Source organism: Pseudomonadota bacterium, from assembly GCA_039028155.1.
Lineage (GTDB): Bacteria > Pseudomonadota > Alphaproteobacteria > SP197 > SP197 > JANQGO01.
In genome coordinates this window covers 56677-75333 of record JBCCIS010000005.1, presented here as the reverse complement: position 1 = coordinate 75333, position 18657 = coordinate 56677, and the positions used below count along the sequence as shown (strand labels likewise).

Below are 18657 nucleotides of genomic sequence, written 5' to 3'. Positions count from 1 at the left end.
TATCAGGCTGCCGCAGCGCCTGGCACCACACCGCGCTCGCTGCCGATAACCCGGGTCTGGCGCATGCGGCGGCGCCATCGGTCGGCGTCATAGCCGGTGCCACGGTGCAAGAGACAACGGTTATCCCAGATGACGAAATCGCCAGCCTGCCATTGGTGGGTCACGACATGCTGCGGCTGTGTCGCGCGCTCCAGCAAGTCGTCGAGCAACCGGCGGCTTTCGATGCCGGACCAGCCGGGAATCGATCGGGCGTGTGATCCCACATAGTAGTTCTTCAGGCCGTTGGACGGATTCTCACGGACCAGGCGATGCATGACCGGCGGCAGCGATGCCGCATGGTTCGGATCGACCGGCGCGACCTGGCTTCTCGAGAAGACGTAGTCGTGGACGACTTGGAGCGGATCGATCGTCTCGCGCAGCGCGTCCGGTAACGCGGCATAAGCCGAACGCATGCTGGCGAAGGCCGTTGCGCCGCCCTCGCCCGGTACCTCATAGGCATGAACGATCGAGACCAAGGATGGGACTTCGCGAAACGACGAGTCCGAGTGCCATAGCTGGTTGCCGGTCTGATAGTGGGTACTGGCGTCGGCGTTGCCACGTTTGGTGCCGTCATCCTCGACGTTGCCGACGGTGCCGAAATAGGTGACTTCGCCGGTCTTGCCGTATGTCACGTGCTCAGGCTCGGGATCGCCAATCAGCCTGGTGAACGCAAGCTGCTTGTCGTCGGACATGTCTTGGTCGGGGAAACAAAGCAGCGCGTAACGGTCGATGGCATCGCGGATTTCGGCCATCGCAGACGGCGCCACATCACCCGACAGCGCAGTACCGGTGACGCGCGCACCGAAGGCGTCGTGCAGCGGTTCAATATTGAGCTGGCTCATTGTCCTGCCATCCGGTCTTCAGCGTGCGGCCAGCAAGTGTAGAAGCACCAGCCCAAGCCGTGAAGCCTATCGGATCGACGCGTTGTTTCTGAGGTGTTCGACCAGGTGATCGACGACCGCACGCACGCGCGCGGAGGTCTGGCCCGCTTCTTTGTGCACCACGTGGATCGGCACCGCCGGCGGTGCGACGTCATCAAGCACCAACTCCAACCGTCCGGACGCCAGATAGGGCGCGATCATATAGGAGAGCACCCGGGTGATGCCGCGCCCAGCCATGGCGGCAGCAATCGCGGGGTCCGCGTTGTTGACCTGAAGCCGAGCTTGGGGCCTGAAGGCCTGTCGCTTGCCTCCCCTATGGAACACCCACTCGCCGCCAGGCGTCATATGGGCGAAGTCGATGAGGTCGTGTTCTTGCAGGTCGGATGGTTCGACCGGGCGGCCGCGGCGATCGAGATAGTCGGGGGCTGCGCATAAGACGCGCCGCACCTGGCCGACACGCACCGCGCTGAGCGATGAGTCCGGCAGTTCGGCGATCCGCACCGCGACGTCGATGCCTTCCTCGACAAGATGAACGACCCGATCGACATAGACCGAGCGGACGGCGATCTCGGGATAACGGTCCAAGAGGTTCAACAGCGCCGGCGCCATGATCATTCGGCCGAACAGGGCCGAGGCCGTCACCGAGACGACGCCGCGCGGCGCCGCGTAGGTGCCGGCGGCATGCCGATCGGCCTCGTCGACTTCCGCCAGAATACGCCGGCAGTCGTCGAGATAGCGCTCACCCGCGTCGCTCAGCCGGACCGTTCGGGTCGTGCGATGGAAGAGGCGCGCGCCAAGCCGGTCCTCCAGCGATGATACGGCGCGCGTCACGGAAGCGGCCGACAGGTTCAGCCGGCGTGCCGCTGGGGAAAAACCGGACTCCTCCGCGACCGCGACAAACACGGCCATGGTTTGTAGGCGATCCATCTATTATTCCGTTCAACGCAATAATCTTTTGAATCCTATATCTATTCTATCTGACGAACAAAAATATAAATTTCCCCTTCAAGGCGCCTCACACGGTCAGCACCGCGCGGACGCCGAACACCATTCAGCAAGGGGAATGAGACCATGTCAGATACCGCACGCACCCGGGGCGCCCACCATGTCGGTTTGACCGTCCCCGACCTCGCCAAGACACGCGCGTTCTTCGTCGACACGCTGGGCTACCAACAGGTTGGCGAGGTTCCAACCTATCCCGCCGTCTTCCTTTCCGACGGCGCGACGATGATTACCCTTTGGCAGGCGGCCGATCCTGAGACCGCCGTGCCGTTCGACCGCAAGAACATCATCGGCCTTCACCATCTGGCGCTTGGCGTCGACAATACCGACGCGCTGGACGATCTTTATGGCGCGCTCAAAGCCAATAACGATGTCACCGTGGAGTTCGCGCCCGAACCGCTAGGCGACGGTCCCGCCAGCCACATGATGTGCGCCATTCCCGGCGGCATCCGCGTCGAATTCATCGCCGCCTAACGCAAGCAACGGGGAAAGTCGATGTCCGAGGGATGGCCGCATGCGGGTTCACCGTTCCACGAAGGCGAGTTGGCGGCGCAGGAGCGCGTCGGCGTGCGCGACAAGATCGAGCCATTCGCGCGCCAGTTCGTACGCGATCACATGCCCGACCAACATCGGGAGTTTTACTCGCAGTTACCCTTCGTGCTGCTCGGCACCGTCGACGACAAGGGGCGCCCGTGGGCGTCCCTTGTCGCCGGCCGGCCAGGCTTCATGACGTCACCCGATGAACGATCCCTGCACATCGGCGCCCTGCCGCTCGCCGGCGACCCGTTGAACAACACGCTGAAAGAAGGCGCGCCTATCGGCCTGCTGGGCATTGAGCCCATGACCCGGCGGCGCAACCGCATGACCGGCAAGATCGCCGCTATCCAGAAGGGCGGCTTCGCCATCGCCGTAACCCAGTCGTTCGGCAATTGCCCCCAATACATCCAAAGCCGCGCCATCACGCTTCTGCCGGAAATCGACAGCCCCTCACAGGATCGGCCCATCCACCGCGGCAACCGCTTCGACAAGGGGACGCGCGATCTGATCGAACGGTCGGACACCCTCTTCATCGCGACGGCCTATGCGGCTGACGCTGATGCGCCATCACAAGGCGCGGATGTCTCACACCGCGGCGGCAAGCCGGGTTTCGTACGGGTCGACGATGACCGCACATTCGTCGTTCCGGATTTCTCCGGCAACTTCCATTTCAACACGATCGGCAACATCGTGCAGAACCCCAGGGCCGGTTTCCTTTTCGTAGACTTCGAGACACGAGATGTCGTCACCATGACCGGCAAGGCCGACATCATCTGGGATGGCGACGAGGTCAATGCATTCGCCGGCGCCGAACGGCTGATCCGCTTCCGCCTTGACGAGATGATCCGTATCGAAGCGAGCCTGCCGCTTGCCTTCGATTTCGACACCTATTCACCGGTGCTCGACCACACCGGCAGCTGGGAAAAGGCGGCCGAGTCGATCGCCGCCGAAAAGGAGCGCAACACCTATATCCCCTATGAGGTCTGCGATGTCAGACCGGAAAGCGACGTCATCACGTCGTTCTACCTGCGCCGCGCCGACGGCAAGGCCCCAGCACGCCATCAACCCGGCCAGTTCCTGCCGGTCCGCCTGATCATTCCCGGCCAGGACGAACCGGCCCTGCGCACCTACACGCTGTCCGACATACCCAATGACGTGACCTATCGCCTTTCAATCAAGAAAGAGGGCGGCACGGCACTAGTCTCCAACTACCTGCACGACAACGCTGCGAAAGGCTTCCGGCTGGAGGCGATGGCGCCGCGCGGAAAGTTCATCCTGGACCAAGAGAGCGAGCGTCCGGTGGTGTTGGTCTCCGGTGGTGTCGGCATCACGCCCATGATGGCGATGGCGAACTTCATCATCGCCAAAGGCAAGCGAAGCCGGCAGTTTCGGCCGACCTACTTCGTCCATGGCGCCCAAAACGGTCGGCTGCACGCGTTCGGCGGCCACATTCGGCAACTCGCTGCCGAGCATGAGACGTTCAACGCCCACATCCGATACAGCGACCCCGACGACGACGACAGAATCGGCGAGACTCACGACAGCGAGGGGTTTGTCGATGTCGATCTGCTGAAGTCTCTGCTGCCGTTCGACGACTACGATTTCTATCTCTGCGGGCCCGGGCCGTTCATGCAGTCGCTCTATGACGGCCTGACCGGGCTTGGCGTACGTGACGAACGCATTCACTACGAATCCTTCGGGCCGGCAACGGTGCTCAAGCACGACAAGCGGCCGAACCGGCCCCCGACACCTGGAGAGGCGGTCGATGGTCCGGTCAGCGTCAACTTCGCCCAGTCCAATGTCACCGCGACGTGGTCACCGGACAGCGGCACATTGCTTGAGTTGGCGGAAGCCGCCGGCCTTAGCCCCAACTACGCCTGCCGATCCGGCGTCTGCGGCACCTGCGCCACGCGCCTCACGTGCGGCAGTGTGGATTATGTCGAAGAGCCGAGCGCGCCGCGCGCCGACGACGAGGTGCTCATCTGCTGCGCGACGCCCCGGTCGGAAACCGGCGAAGCGAGCTGCGGCAACGATCTGGGCGTCGTGCTTGATCTCTAGGCGCGACGATCACCCGGGGCTTTCCGACCTCGGCCTGTAACGCGAACACCGTTCCGCGCATCCCGCTTGGGAACACATTGGAGATCTGCCATGACCGAGAAATTCGACGTTGTCATCCTGGGCGCCGGTAACGCCGGGTTTGGCGTATCCAGCATCGTGCACAGCGCCGGCAAGAGCCTGGCCCTGATCGAGGACCGCGACTTCGGCGGCACCTGTCCCAACCGCGGCTGCACGCCCAAAAAGGTGCTTGTCGCCGCCGCCCACAGCCTTCACGAGATCGAGCGGGCCAGCGTTCACGGCATCACCGTCGGCGAGCCGCGCCTGGATTGGTCGGCCATGATCGACCGCGAGAAAGATCTGATCGCGGCCATCCCCGGCAATATGCGCGGTCTCGCCGAACAACGCGGCACCGCGATCACCGGCAACGCCCGGTTCACGGGGCCCAATACGATCGAGGTCGACGGCCGAGTGATCGAGGGCGAGAACATCGTGATCGCCACCGGATCGAAACCGAGATCCCTTCCGATACCCGGCGGCGAAAACATGATTACGTCGGATGAGGTTTTGTCAGAACGCACCATGCCCAAGTCGGTCATCTTCATCGGCGGCGGTGTCATCGCCATGGAGTTCAGCCATGTCTACGCCCGCGCCGGCGCGGAGGTGACAATCCTGGAAGCCCTGCCAAGGCTTCTGCCGCGCCTGGATCACGATGCCGTGGACGCGATCCGTACCGAGACCGAACGGTTGGGCGTCACAGTCAAGACCGGCGTCACCGTGACGGCGATCTCCGAAACTGCGGACGGCCTTCGTGTCGACTACGAACACGACGGCAAGGCACAGCACCAGGTGACCGCGCGGGTCGTGAACGGCGCGGGCCGGGTCGCCAATGTCGATACGCTGGATCTGGAAGCAGCCGGCATCGCCCATGACGGCATCCGGGTCGAGGTTGACGACTACCTGCGCTCGATCTCCAATCCCGCCGTGTGGGTGGCGGGCGACGCCCTCGTGCACTCCGCCCAACTGTCACCCGTCGCGACTTACGAAGGGCGGATCGTTGGCCACAACATCGTCAACGGGCCATCCGAGAAACCCAGTTACGACGCGATCCCGAGCAGCGTCTATACGGTGCCGGCCCTGAGCAGCGTCGGCCTGACCGAGGAGCAAGCCCGGGAACGCGATATCAACGTCAAGGTGGTGACGTCCGACATGACCGAGTGGTTCTCGGGCCGCACCTATGGCGAGACGGTCGCTTTCGCCAAGACCCTGGTCGATCCGGACAGCGACTGCATTGTCGGTGCGCACATGGTTGGCCATCAGGCCGAAGAGTTGATCCACCTCTTCGCGCTTGCCATGCGCCACGGCATTCCGGCCGCCGACCTGCGCGACCAGATCTACGCCTTCCCGACCTTCTCCGCCGACGTCAAAAGCATGGTCTAGAGTGCATTCACGCCGTAAGCCGCTCGATCAACCCGGGCATCCACGGCCAATCTGCGGCCGCCTCATCGTTGGTGATCAGGAAGGCAGTTCGGGTGAACACCGGCGCGCCGTCGATAGCGTGAAGCGCGCCGGAACCAAGATGTTGCTCGGCGAGGCTTTCCGGCAAATAGGCCGACCCGCCGTGTGCCAGCAGATGATCGAGCGCCCAGACCGCGCACCCGAAACTGATCGTGGCGGTGTCGGCATCGGCATAGGCGGCAGCGTGCCGGCGTCCGAAATCTTCGCCGGCATCGACGTAGATGTAGCCGGGATCAAAACGGATCGGGCTATCCGGTCGTGTCGAGATTAGGATCATGCGCTCGGTGCGCAGCGCCGTCATCGTCTGATTTTCGTGCGCGGTCGGCTGGTAGGTGAAGGCGGCATTGATCAGACCACTGCCAAGCCAACGGTCAAGGTCTGCTGGGGCCCCGGGCAGAACCGAGACCGCGATATCCGGATGATCCTTCACAAGCGCGCCGAAAAACCGGCTGCCCAGCACAGGCCATAGATCGATGTCGCAGCCGATGTTGCAAACCGTCTGAATACCGGCCGGCAACGACGTTTCCTGCCGCGCCTGACGCCAGAGTTCCGTCATCACCTCCGCATAGCGTTTGAACTTGACGCCCGGGGCAGTCAGCGCGGCACCCGATTTCTGGCGGCGCAGGAGTGTCTGACCAAGGTCGTCCTCCAAAGCGTTCAAACGAGCCGTTACAGTCGATTGGGCGACGTTCAACTGCTCTGAAGCGCGAACCAGGCTCCCGGTTTCAACGATCGCCAGAAAAGTCTGCAGCGTGGTGACGTTCATTCGCTTCTCAATGGTTCGGGTAAATCGAACTAAATATACAATATAATTCGTTTAACAAATAATTGTCGTGCAGTCACATTGCGCTCGTAGGCAGCTTGTGGCGGAGGACGGTCCCATGACTGGGGTTCAGGCCTATCAAATGCTCATTGATGGCGCGTGGGTCGACGCGTCAGACGGTGGGTCGTTCGACAGCATCAATCCAGCGTCCGGCGAGGTTTGGTCGCGTCTTCCCGAGGCGACTGCCGATGATGTCGACCGCGCGGTGCAGGCCGCCGATCGCGCCTTCAACGACGGACCCTGGTCGATGATGACGCCGACCGAGCGCGGCCACTGCCTGCGCCGTCTGGCCGATCTGCTGGCCGAACGGTCAGAAGAGCTCGGCAGGATCGAAGCGCTCGATACCGGCAAGCTGTTCGAGGAGACGCGATGGCAGGCCCGATACATCGCCGAGTTCTTCCATTTCTATGCAGGCTGCGCCGACAAGGTGAGCGGCGAAACGCTGCCGATCGACAAGCCGGACATGTTCGTCTTTACCGATCGCGAACCGCTCGGCGTTGTCGCCGCGGTGGTACCGTGGAATTCGCAGCTCTTTTTGAGCGCGGTCAAGATCGGCCCCGCCCTCGCAGCCGGCAACACCATTGTGCTGAAGGCGTCCGAACATGCCTCGGCTGCGATGCTGGAGTTCGGGCGCTTGATCGATCAGGCAGGCATCCCACCCGGCGTCGTCAACATCGTCACCGGACACGGCGATCCTTGTGGCCGGGCCCTGACCTCCCATCCTTTGGTTGCGCGTATCTCGTTCACCGGCGGCCCGGTGGCCGCGCAGCACGTGCTGCAAAACTCCACCAACAACTTCGCGGAGGTCTCGCTGGAGCTCGGCGGCAAGTCACCCTTCATCGTTTTCGATGACGTGAACCTGGAGAGTGCCGTCAACGGCGCCGTTTCCGGAATTTTCGGCGCGGCAGGCCAGAGCTGCGTGGCGGGTTCGCGACTTTATCTGCAGGACGGAATCGCCGATGCCTTTCTTGAGCATATGGTCGAGCAGGCCGGTCGGATTGTGATAGGCGATCCGCTCGCCGACGACACGCAGATGGGACCTCTTTGCACCCAAGCCCAGCTCGACCACATTGAACGCGAAGTCGCCCATGCGCAGAGCGAAGGTGGTCAACTGCTTTGTGGTGGTAGGCGTCCGGAACACCTTGAAGGGCTCTACTACGAACCTACGATCATTGCCTGTCCCCGCCAGGATCTCCGGATCGTCGATACCGAACTCTTCGGGCCAGTCCTGAGTGTCCTTCGGTTCAAGGACGAGGCCGATGCCGTTCGCCTTGCCAATGACACCAAACACGGCCTCGCTGCCGGCATCTTCACACGTGACAGCGCGCGATCGCTCCGCATGGCGCGTGCGGTGAAGGCCGGTATCGTATGGGTCAACACCTATCGCGCGGTCTCGCCAATCGCCGAGTTCGGCGGCGTCAAAGGCTCCGGCTATGGCCGCGAGAGTGGCCTACAGGCCATGCACGACTACACGCGCCCCAAGACCGTCTGGATGAACACGTCGGACGAACCGCTGGGCAGCCAGTTCGTCGCACGATGACGTTCGACTCCGACAAGGCGCATGCGGAATGACTGGCCAAAGGACGCGCATGAGGCTAGAGCGGACCGACGCCAAATGGAGCCTTGCGAAGGAAAAGGGATCGCCATGAAATTTCAGCTCGCCATCAACATGGAACGCATGGACGGCAGCCAGGATATGGCCGAGGTCGCGCGCCACACGCTCGAGATGGTGCAGATGGCCGATCAGGGCGGTTTCAATATCGTCTGGGCCGCCGAGCATCATGCGCTGGAAATGACCATCGCGCCCAACCCGTTCTCGATCCTGACCTGGTGGGCCGATCACACGGACCGCATTCGACTGGGTACCGCCGTTGTCGTCGCGCCTTACTGGCACCCTATCGAACTGGCGGGCGAAGCGGCCTTTGTCGATCTGATCAGCGGTGGCCGGCTGGAGTTCGGCATCGGCTCCGGCGCCTACCAGCGTGAGTTCGACCGCATGCAGCCGGGCCTCAAGCAGACCGACGGCTGGCGCTACATGCACGAAATGCTGCCGGCGTTGAAGGCGCTGTGGGCCGGCGACTATGAGCACGATGGCGAGTTCTGGTCGTTCCCGACATCGACCTCGGTACCGAAGCCGGTCCAGAAACCGCATCCGCCAATCTGGGTCGCTGCGCGCGCGCCGATTACCTATGACTACGCGGTCAAGCATGGCTGCCACATCGTGTCGTGGCCGCTGACCCGTCCGTTTTCGGAAGCCGAACTCTACAAGTCGCGTCTGGACGAGGCGATGGATGCCCATCCCGGCGCCGAGCGGCCGATCTTCGCCATGATGCGGCACACCGCCGTCTACGACAGTGCGGACGAGTGGGAGATCCCGGTCAAGGCGGCGCAACGTCAGCTCAGCCAGTTCGAGAACCTGTTCAAGAACCTGGGCGATGTCGAAGACGGTTTCCCGAGGTCGATCCCGTTCGACGAGCTGGGTAACCGCGACGAGTACGATCCCAAGATGCTCAGCGAGAACCTGATGTTCGGCACGCCCGACGAGGTGATCGCCAAGCTGAAGCGGTATGACGACCTGGGCGTCGACGAGTTCGTCTACTACGCCAGCATGGGTCTGGGCCTCAAAGAACAGAAACGTTCGCTCGAACTGTTCTGTTCCGAGGTCATTCCGGCGTTCTCCTGACCGACCGGCCGTCATGGCGGATCGCACCAGCGACGGCACAGCCTTCGAGATCAATGGGCCGGACAATGCGCCGGTCATCGTTCTGATCCACGGTCTGGGCATGAGCCGGAAGATGTGGCAGTGGCATGTGCCAGCGCTGGCGGAACGTTATCACGTGGTCAGCTACGACCTCTGTGGCCACGGCGAGAGCACGCGACCTGACGCCCGGCTGTCCTTGCCGGTGTTTGCCGATCAATTACGCGCGTTGCTCGATCACGCGGACATCGCCAAGGCTGCCATCGTCGGGTACTCGCTGGGCGGCATGATCAATCGGCGCTTCACCATGGATCATCCTGACCGGGTCGCGGCGCTTGTGATTCTTAACTCGCCCCATGAACGCGGGCCCGAAGCCCAGAAGCTGGTCGAGGAGCGCGCCGCCGACACGGCCGCAGGCGGGCCGGCGGCCAATATCGACACCTCGATCGCGCGCTGGTTCACGCCCGACTTTCGCGAAACTCGGCCCGATATCATCGCACTCGCCCGCCAGTGGATCCTGGCCAACGATCCTGAGGTCTATGCCCAGGCCCGTCAGGTGCTGGCCCAAGGCGTGGTCGAACTGGTCCACCCACAGCCGCCGATCGCAGCACCCTCGCTCGTTATCACGACCGAGAACGACAGCGGCAGCACACCGGCCATGTCACACGGGATCGCGCGCGAAATTGCTGGCGCCGAGATCGTGATCATACCGAGCCTCCAGCACATGGGCCTCGTGGAAGAGCCTGAACTTTTTACCAATCCCGTGCTGCGGTTTCTGGACGAGACCTTACCGTAAGGGGCCGCGCACGTTCGCGATAAAGGAAGACCACGATGCAGAAACTGTCTGGCGGGCAGGCCGCCGTCGAAGCGCTGAAGGTTGAAAGGGTCGAGCACGTGTTCGGCTTGATCGGCTCGGCGACGATGGAGATGTTCGATGCGCTTTATGACGCACCCGAGATCAACTTCATCGGCGTACACGACGAACGCACGGGCACGCACATGGCCGATGGCTACGCGCGCGCGACCGGCAAGGCGGGCGTGATCCTGGCCGGGCAGAACGGCCCCGGCGCGACCAACCTGGTGACCGGTTTGAGCCAGGCAGCAGCCGCCTTCTCACCGGTCGTCTCGATTGCCGGATCGCTCTCCACAGGACATGTCTATCGCGATGCCTTTCAGGAGGTCGATCAGCAGGCGCTCTTCACCCCGGTCACCAAGAAGACCTGGACCGCCACCCAGGTCGAGCGGGTGCCGGAAATGTTTCGCGAGGCCTTTCGCGTTGCCATGACGCCACGGCGCGGACCGGTGCAGCTCAACCTGCCACGCGACGTGTTGTCAGCAACGGCGAACTATCCTGCCTTCCAGGATCCCGCGACCTACCGTTCGCAGCACGCTCCCGCCGGTGCAACGGAAGCCATCATGCAGGCCGCGGACCTGTTGCGCGACGCGGAGCGGCCGGTCATCGTCGCCGGCGGCGGCATCAAGAACACCGGCGGCCACCCGGAGGCTCTGGAGCTCGCCGAGGCGCTCAATGCGCCCGTCGTCACCGCGCCCGGTCATGGCGACGCCATTCCCTTCGGCCATCCGCTGAATGCGGGCCAGATGGGGCCGCGCGGCAATCCCGTCGCGTCGCGCCTGGCCAAGGAAGCCGATGTCATCCTGGCGCTCGGCACACGGCTCGGCTTCAACTCGACGTTTTACTCCTACGACAACATCAACGAACAAGCGGCGATCATCCAGGTCGAGCTGGAGCCGACCGCCATTGGCCGCTACTTCCCGGTCGCCGTCGGCATCTGGGCGGACGCACCAACGGCTGCGCGACAGCTGCGCGACGCTGTTGCCAATCGGGAAAGGCGCGACGAAGTCGAGGCGTGGACCGACCAGTTCTCGACAGAGCGCACTGCTTACTTGGACAAACGGGACGCTGATGCGGCCACCGACACCCACCCGATCCAGCCATCCGGGCTCTTTAAGGTCCTACGCGACGTGTTGCCGCGCGATGCCGCGATTACGCTGGATGCCGGCACACTGTGTCTGCAGGCGACCGACGCGTTGAACTATTGGGAACCGCCCAGCCTCTTCACACCTCTCGACTTCGGCCTGGTAGGTTTCTCGTTCGCCTGTGGTCTCGGCATCAAGCTCGGTCGTCCAGAGCGCCCGGTCGTCAGCCTGATGGGCGATGGCGGCTTCGGCATGACCATCTCCGAACTCAGCACTGCCGTCGACCACGGCATCAACACCGTCACCGTGGTCATGAACAACACGTGCTGGGGCGCGGAAAAGGCCTATCAGCGCGACTTCTTTGGCGAGCGCTATATCGGCGCCGATGTCAGCAGCCCGCCCTTCGACAAGGCTGCCGAGCTCTACGGTGCCGCCGGTTTCCGTGTCGAGCGCATCGGCGAGGTCGGTGACGCGGTCGAGGCGGCACTTCGATGCGGCAAACCGGCCGTGGTCGATGTCGCCGTCGATCCGGCGGCGCTCTACAGCTTTCGCCGCGACAGCTTCAAGCATAGAGGTGGATGAAGGCCACGGAGCCCATTGAGGCTAGGCGTTTTCCTCAAGAAACCGGCGACTGAAGTCGACGGCCTCGCGCACGAAGAGCGCGCATCGGTCGTGCCCTTCGGGTTCATCGATCCGTGGCACGATCCAGCCGAGATACGTGAAGGTACGCAGCACCATGAAGAGCGGCAGGTACGTCGTATCGAGAGGCCGCACCGTCCGATAGCCTTCCAACAGTGCCTTTGTGAGGTCGGCGACATCCGGCTCATCATTGTTGCGCAACAATGTCGTCGCGATCTCGAACAGGCGGTAGCCGTATCCACTGTCATCAAAGTCGATCAGGATGACGTCGGTGCCATCCACCAGGATGTTCTCGCGCAGCGCATCGGCGTGGATAAGGCCATAGTCGAGCGACGGACCGATATCCTCGAGCATAGCTCGGGTAACGGCACGCGCATGCGTGATCACGCTGAGATCGTCGTCGCTCAGAAAGGGATTCTCCCAGAACCGGCCCCAGACCGGTGCCTCGCCCAACAGACCTTCGAGGTCCCACGAGCGCCGCACGAACGTTGCCGGCGGCGACCAACCGTCGGACGTCGAATGCAATTGCGCCAACGCGATACCGATGTTCCGAAAGACAGTCTGGCGGTCTCTCAGCGCCAGCGGCTTGCCGCCCTCGCCCATCGGCCTACCCGGCATCCACGTGAGCGCACTGAACAACCGCCCGTCGATACACTCGACGAGCCGCCCCTCTGCCGATGCCAAGGGTGACGGCACCGCGACACCATCGGCGCTTAACACATCCGCCCAGGCGAGTTCGGAGAGGATCTCCTGCTCGGTGACATAGCCATCGCGGTGAAGCCGGAGCGCGAACCGCCGACCCTTCGCATCGAGCGCGCTGTAGATCTTGTTCTCGCGCTCCGCGACCAAATCCAGCGTGTCTTCGGCAAACTCCCAGCGCGCCGCGGCCAACTGAATCAGGTCCATCGTCATGAGATTACAGGCACATTTGTCAAGGCGTCGTCGAGCGCTTCCAAGAGGATACCGGCGTCTTCCTTGGTAAACGGCAGCGGTGGGCGGATCTTGAGCGTGTTGTAGTGAATGCCGAGGACATTGAGCAGAACGCCCCGGTCCCTCATTGCGTTGGCAATTGTCGTCGCATAGGCCGTCGCCGGTTCCTTGGTCGCGCGATCAAGCACCAGCTCGGCGCCGAAGAAGAGACCGGAGCCACGGACGTTGCCGATGACCTCGTGGCGTCCGGCCAGAGCGGCGAGCCCCTCGCGGGCATAATCGCCGACAACACGCGCGTTCTCCATCAGGCCTTCGTCCTGGACGACTTCCAGCGTGGCGAGCGCAGCGGCGGCGCACACGGGGTTCCCGCCGAAGGTGTTGAAATAGCGAAACGACGTGCGGAACGCCGCCATGATGTCGGGCGTCGTGACGACACCGGCCACTGGGTGCCCGTTCGCCATGGGCTTGCCCAGGGTGATGATATCGGGCGTCAGGCCGATCTTATGGTGCCCCCACATATGCGTTCCGATGCGGCCGAACCCCGGTTGCACCTCGTCGGCGATGATGATGCCACCGGCCTTGCGCACGATCGCCTCAGTCTCGGCCAGAAACCCTTCCATCAAGGTCGGGAAACCCTCGTTGGCGAAGAAAGGGCATATGATGAGCGACGAGAAGCCATGCCCTGACGCCTCAAGCTCCTGGATCGCCGCATCGACGGCGGCCGCGAAGGCGCGGGCATGGGCGGCGCCTTCCTCCCCGCCCAGGGGTCGATAGCTGTCCGGTGCCGGGACGTGGCGGATGTGGGATCCATCGCCTGTCTTGGGCGGGTTGGTGCGGCTTAACTGCGCCACCGCCGTGGTGTTGCCGTGATAGGTGTGATCGGTCGCGATGACGCCGCGCTTGCCGGTCACCGCCTCGCCCATCCGGAGCGCGATGTCGTTTGCTTCCGATCCCGTACAGGTCATGATCATGGTCGAGAACGGCTTGCTGAAGGTCGCGCATAGCCGCTCGACATAGTCCAGGATTGTCTCGTGCAGATAACGGGTGTGGGTGTTCAGCGTCCCCGCCTGTTGGCAAATGGCCTCGACCACCCTTGGATGACAGTGTCCGACATGGGGCACGTTGTTGTAGCAATCTAGGTACTTGCGGCCGTCGGCATCCCACACCCAAACACCCTCGCCCTTCACCAGATGGACCGGCTCCTCATAAAACGTCGAGACGTTTGGTCCGAGCAGACGGCGCCGCCGGTCCAACAGATCCTGTGATCGCGCGCTTACCGCCATACCTTCATCCACTTCCCCATAACCGAACCGCCAAGCGGCCGTCCGTTCTGTCGATGTGTTGATGTCGCCAATGTTGACTGTCTTTCGTGTCTGATACGTGAAGTCAAGCCGCCGGCGACGAAAAGCGTCGCGAGCCCCGCAAGAATCTCACCTTCCTCCGGTTAGACATTTGACCGCCTGCGAGGCAAGGTGCCTTTGCCATGGCCAGTATCTATGACGTCGCCGCCGCGGCCGGCGTATCGATTACCACGGTGTCCCATGTCTATTCGGGCAATCGACATGTGGCAGCCGATACCGTCGCGCGCGTGATGGAGGCCGCCAGAGATCTGGACTATAGCCCTCGTCTCAGCGCCCGCGCCCTGGCGACCGGGCGGTCGATGATTCTGGGCGTCTGTTTTCCTGCCGGATGCAGTCTGCTTCATCGCAATCCCTACTTTCCGGCCTTGCTGGAGGGCTTATCAGCGGCAGCGGGCAAGCTGGGTTACGGGTTTCTTTTGATTCCCAACGCGCTCGGCGAAAACGGCGTCAACCAGGGTGAGCTTCTCGGACAGCTTGACGGCGTCATCATCGCCGATCCGGCGGAGAACGATGTCCGCCTCGCCGCGTTTCTCGATCGCGACCTGCCAGTCATCACCGTCGGACGCTGGATGAGCCGCCAAGACGTTCCCTGGGTCGATAACGATCATTCCAGGGCGATCAAGGACCTCTTTGTCCACCTCGATGAGCAGGGTTACGAGCGGCCGCTTCTGTTGAACAAACGACCGACCATTTCCTATGAGTCCGATGTCGAACATGCGTTCCAGAAGGAGACCGCAGCACGCGGCCAGTCGGGTCGTACCGTCTGGTGCGACGACTTCTTCAGCCAGAAGACCTATGACGTCGCGCGCGAGATCCTGACCGCGGCCGACCGGCCCGATGTCATCATCGCCAGTACCGACAGCCAAGCCTTGTCGGTGCTCCAGGCCGCCAGTGATCTGGGTATCGCCATTCCCGACGAACTTGGCGTCGTCGGCGAGGGCGAGACGGTCCTTGCCGCCAGCTCGATCCCACCCTTGACCAGCATACGCGTCTTTCCCGACAAGCTCGGCGACCTCGCCGTCGCCTTGATGCTCGATCTGCTGAATGGCGGCAACGGTGATCGAACCAAGCTCGTCCCCGTGGAGTTGGTGGTACGCGCGAGTACCGACCGCAAGTCCGGCGTCAACGTGCGATCGTGATGCGAGCCAGGTCCTGACACCGTCTGCCCCGTGGCGGCAACCCGGATCGCAAGCCGGAGAACAGCGCACAAAAGCCGAGGCTTCGGTCCGGCGCACTGCCAGACCGAAGCCCCCGCTGATACAATACTGGCGAGAACGTTAGTTCTGCGCGGTCGGCGCCTCAACGAAGGACAGAGTGCGGTGGCCGCCCGGGCCGTCCTTGGTCTCGATGCCGTTGCGGATGCTGCCGACAAGGCGTTCCTTGCCCGAATCCATCTGCACGGTGACCAATCCGCCATCGGTTGTGATGGCGCCGGCGTGAACCGCCGCGCGGCAGATCATGCTGTCAAAGGCGTAGGAGTCGGTGCCGACAACACGGCGCGAGTTCATGTTGTTCGGCGCTTCCGGGCAACTGAACACGAAGTGCTGGCCCAGCAGCTGTTCATAGGCAAGGCCGGTACGCGTGAACTTGGTGTCCCAATCGATCCGCTGCACGTTGTCGAGCAGAATCTGATCGACGTTATTGGTCTCGGCACCAGTGACAAAGACCATGCTGCGCTGTGTCCCCGGCAGGCTCTGCGTATCAATGCCGTTGCGGCTGCTGCCGACATACTCGCTGGCGCCCGGATTGAGCTGAACGGTAATGACGCCACCGTCCCGATCAACCAGACCGGCGTGCACGGCAGCGACGCAGATCGAATTGTTGCTGGGGTAAACATCGGTGCCATAGACGGCCTCGTCCATGTCATCGACATTGGCCGGCTTGCACTTGGCGGTGAAGCGCTGGCCGAGGAACTTGTCGTTGTCGAACTGGAACGTAACCAAGCTCGTGTCCCATTCGATGAGCGGGATTTCGTCCGACGTGTTTTCGGCCGCCTGAGCGGTTGACATGCTACCGAGCGAAAGTCCTGCTGCGGCGGCAAGAACGATAAGAGCTGATGTGCAACGGGTCATGGCAATCTCCATCCGTAAGAAGGTGCGGCATGCGCACGGAAACGTGTCCTACGGTAGGGAAGATTGTGATCGCGGTTTTCAGTTCGGTGTCAGCGCCCGAGGTTTATTGTTTCATTTGTATGCGCGGACGCCAGCATTGGGAAACAGCCGTTTCAGGCCGTACCCGCACTATCTCGACTTCAGGTAGAGGCCCTATCGTACCACAGCAGAACATCGTCGAGGCGCGCCGGCAACACATGACCGGCGCCACCGACGAAACTCTCGAACGTCTGCCGTTCGGCCTCGTTGATGCCAACCAGAACCGGAATGTTCAGATCGATCGCGCGTGCGATCGTTTGCCGAAAACCAGCGCCCTCGCCTTCGCGTTTGCCAAATTTGTTGATGATCAGGACATCGGTCGTTGACTCGATAGCGCGATCGACCAAACCGACAACATCTTCAAGGGCTTCGTGGTCCAGACGACAGCCCCTGGCATGTTGCCCGAGCTCCTGCCAGATCGGCAGTTCGGGTCCGTCCGGCAGTACACTGAGCGTCATAACGCAGGTGCCTTGACGTGCTTCTTGCGGATCGGTGGTTTGCACCGCGCCCGCCAGACGGCATCCCTTTCGTTGCAGATGTCGAGCAACTTTGGTCAAGACGAGGCCGGCCGAGGTGGAGGCGTCGGATAGAACCGCGGCAATCGGCATTCTATCGTCCATCGCCGTGGTCTCGTCACCATTCGTCATCATTACGGCGAACCCTCATGGCCCTTCGGCTTGAATGCGCAGCGCCAATGATTGGCGGCGAGCTCTTTCACACCGGATTCATAGCCCCGCCGGGCCAGAAGACGCCGCAGCGGCGCCGGACAAAACGGTGCGTCGACAATGAGGATATCATCGCGATCAGCCACAGCCACCATCTGAAGAATGACGGCCAGAGGCTCCTTGCCGTTCTCGAAGATCGGTCGGGTGTCGACCAGGCAGGCCTCGTTCACATCGACGTCGTCAAACCACGAAACGGGAGCCATATCGGAAATCATTGGTTTCGATGGGTTGGGCTTGACCTCTTTTCCGTTGGCCAGGCTGACCAGTTCGTCTTCGGGACTTGCGACCATGCTGGCGATATCGGCCAGCGACAGTTCGCGCGCCACATCCTCATCGCCCAACACGCGGAGAAACTCCCTGAAGGCCGGATTATAGGCGCGAAATCGGTCGAGTAGATCCTCGCACGCCAGCCACGCGTCGATCAGCTTGGTCTGACCGTCGATCACCAAAGGCGGTGTCACCGCAACCTCCTGCACTAAGGGAAAAGGAATGGTCCCTTACCCTCGAAGCATACGGCACCTGAGAAACGGTCCTTTGATCCAGGTCAACGGTGCGCCATCGCAGCCAGGACGCGCTTAGACGTCCCAGCCGCCGTCGACAACGATTTCCTGACCCGTAATCTGGCGAGCCTCATCAGTTGCCAGAAACACCACGGCGTGGGCGATATCCTCGGGCGTGGTCACGCGCTTGAGCGCCATGTCCTGGACGTACTCCTCATAGACCTGATCGACGGTCCAACCGCGAACCCGGGCCTTTTCCTCGCATAGCTTGTGCATGCGCGGCGTCTCGACGATGCCCGGCATGACCGCGTTCACGTTGATGTTGTATTCGCCGACGTCCAGCGCGGTGGTGCGGGTCAGGCCACGGATCGACCACTTCGACGAGCTGTAGGCCGCGCGGTAGCGGTATCCACGCATGCCCGAGCTGCCGCCGATATTGATGATCTTGCCATAGCGCCGCTCCACCATGGACGGCAGTACGTGTTTGATTGGCAGAAACGTGCCCTGCAGATTGGTGCGTACCAGATCGTCGAAAGCCTGCTGGTCGATCTGCCAAACCGGCGTTTCAATCGGACCGGTCGCGCCGGCCACGTTCACGAGGATATCGAGGTTACCGTCGAAGACCTTGAGCGTGGCCTCGACCATGGCCGCGACCTGATCCTCCTGGACGACGTCGCAGGTCACGACCTCCGCCTTGCGGCCCATCGCGCGCAACTCCTCGGCCAGGTCGTCCAGTGGACCCCTGGTGCGGGCGGCAAGGACGAGATCGCAGCCTTCCGCCGCCATCGCCTTGCAGATGGCGCTTCCCATGCCCTGCGCCGCACCGGTCACCAGTGCCGTCTTGCCATCCAACCTCATCGA

At 62.6% G+C, this 18657-nt stretch carries 17 protein-coding genes; 8 read left to right on the top strand and 9 right to left on the bottom strand.

Going from position 1 to position 18657, the window contains the following annotated elements; translation table 11 throughout:
• Positions 1-2: 2 nt before the first annotated feature.
• Positions 3-881, bottom strand: coding sequence for a TauD/TfdA family dioxygenase (locus AAF563_04145; GenBank protein MEM7120443.1), 879 nt, complete (start codon positions 879-881; stop codon positions 3-5).
• A gap of 66 nt (positions 882-947) precedes the next feature.
• On the bottom strand, positions 948-1847 hold the full coding sequence (locus tag AAF563_04140; GenBank protein ID MEM7120442.1) for a LysR family transcriptional regulator: 900 nt from the start codon (positions 1845-1847) through the stop codon (positions 948-950).
• Positions 1848-1991: 144 nt separating this feature from the next.
• Here AAF563_04140 and AAF563_04135 point away from each other — a divergent pair, with 144 nt between their 5' ends.
• The 3 genes from AAF563_04135 (at position 1992) to AAF563_04125 (ending at position 5954) form a co-directional block, all read left to right on the top strand.
• Entirely contained in the window at positions 1992-2396 is a 405-nt protein-coding gene (locus AAF563_04135; GenBank protein MEM7120441.1) for a VOC family protein, read from the top strand.
• A 21-nt stretch (positions 2397-2417) separates the two neighbouring features.
• Positions 2418-4517, top strand: a complete 2100-nt coding sequence (locus AAF563_04130) for a pyridoxamine 5'-phosphate oxidase family protein (protein ID MEM7120440.1) — start codon at positions 2418-2420, stop codon at positions 4515-4517.
• A gap of 90 nt (positions 4518-4607) precedes the next feature.
• Positions 4608-5954: an NAD(P)/FAD-dependent oxidoreductase gene (locus AAF563_04125; GenBank protein ID MEM7120439.1), complete on the top strand. Its 1347-nt coding sequence runs from the start codon at positions 4608-4610 to the stop codon at positions 5952-5954.
• A gap of 7 nt (positions 5955-5961) precedes the next feature.
• On the opposite strand, the gene AAF563_04120 is transcribed toward AAF563_04125, so the two are convergent.
• Positions 5962-6798 (bottom strand): LysR family transcriptional regulator, encoded by an 837-nt coding sequence (locus tag AAF563_04120; protein ID MEM7120438.1) that lies wholly within the window; start codon positions 6796-6798, stop codon positions 5962-5964.
• Between the two features lie 115 nt (positions 6799-6913).
• Between AAF563_04120 and AAF563_04115 the strand changes: the two genes are divergently transcribed.
• From AAF563_04115 to AAF563_04100, 4 genes are all read left to right on the top strand, one after another.
• A complete protein-coding gene (locus AAF563_04115; protein MEM7120437.1) occupies positions 6914-8395 on the top strand; it encodes an aldehyde dehydrogenase in 1482 nt (493 codons plus the stop codon).
• A gap of 105 nt (positions 8396-8500) precedes the next feature.
• Complete coding sequence (locus AAF563_04110) at positions 8501-9538, top strand: LLM class flavin-dependent oxidoreductase (GenBank protein MEM7120436.1); 1038 nt, start codon at positions 8501-8503, stop codon at positions 9536-9538.
• A gap of 13 nt (positions 9539-9551) precedes the next feature.
• A complete protein-coding gene (locus AAF563_04105) occupies positions 9552-10349 on the top strand; it encodes an alpha/beta fold hydrolase (GenBank protein MEM7120435.1) in 798 nt (265 codons plus the stop codon).
• Between the two features lie 35 nt (positions 10350-10384).
• On the top strand, positions 10385-12073 hold the full coding sequence (locus AAF563_04100; GenBank protein MEM7120434.1) for a thiamine pyrophosphate-binding protein: 1689 nt from the start codon (positions 10385-10387) through the stop codon (positions 12071-12073).
• Positions 12074-12094: 21 nt separating this feature from the next.
• Here the strand turns inward: AAF563_04100 and AAF563_04095 are convergent, their stop codons facing one another.
• Together AAF563_04095 and AAF563_04090 are read right to left on the bottom strand one after the other, a co-directional pair.
• A complete protein-coding gene (locus AAF563_04095) occupies positions 12095-13042 on the bottom strand; it encodes a phosphotransferase (GenBank protein MEM7120433.1) in 948 nt (315 codons plus the stop codon).
• Positions 13039-14343, bottom strand: a complete 1305-nt coding sequence (locus AAF563_04090; protein MEM7120432.1) for an aminotransferase class III-fold pyridoxal phosphate-dependent enzyme — start codon at positions 14341-14343, stop codon at positions 13039-13041. Before AAF563_04090 ends, AAF563_04095 begins: the two co-directional genes overlap by 4 nt.
• 200 nt (positions 14344-14543) lie before the next feature.
• On the opposite strand from AAF563_04090, the gene AAF563_04085 reads away from it, so the two are divergent.
• A complete protein-coding gene (locus AAF563_04085) occupies positions 14544-15560 on the top strand; it encodes a LacI family DNA-binding transcriptional regulator (GenBank protein ID MEM7120431.1) in 1017 nt (338 codons plus the stop codon).
• Positions 15561-15698: 138 nt separating this feature from the next.
• Here the strand turns inward: AAF563_04085 and AAF563_04080 are convergent, their stop codons facing one another.
• The 4 genes from AAF563_04080 to AAF563_04065 form a co-directional block, all read right to left on the bottom strand.
• Entirely contained in the window at positions 15699-16493 is a 795-nt protein-coding gene (locus AAF563_04080; protein MEM7120430.1) for an LCCL domain-containing protein, read from the bottom strand.
• A gap of 179 nt (positions 16494-16672) precedes the next feature.
• Entirely contained in the window at positions 16673-17179 is a 507-nt protein-coding gene (locus tag AAF563_04075) for a DUF2478 domain-containing protein (protein MEM7120429.1), read from the bottom strand.
• A gap of 41 nt (positions 17180-17220) precedes the next feature.
• Positions 17221-17757 (bottom strand): hypothetical protein, encoded by a 537-nt coding sequence (locus tag AAF563_04070; GenBank protein ID MEM7120428.1) that lies wholly within the window; start codon positions 17755-17757, stop codon positions 17221-17223.
• 114 nt (positions 17758-17871) lie between these two features.
• A complete protein-coding gene (locus tag AAF563_04065; protein ID MEM7120427.1) occupies positions 17872-18654 on the bottom strand; it encodes an SDR family NAD(P)-dependent oxidoreductase in 783 nt (260 codons plus the stop codon).
• Positions 18655-18657 lie beyond the last annotated feature (3 nt).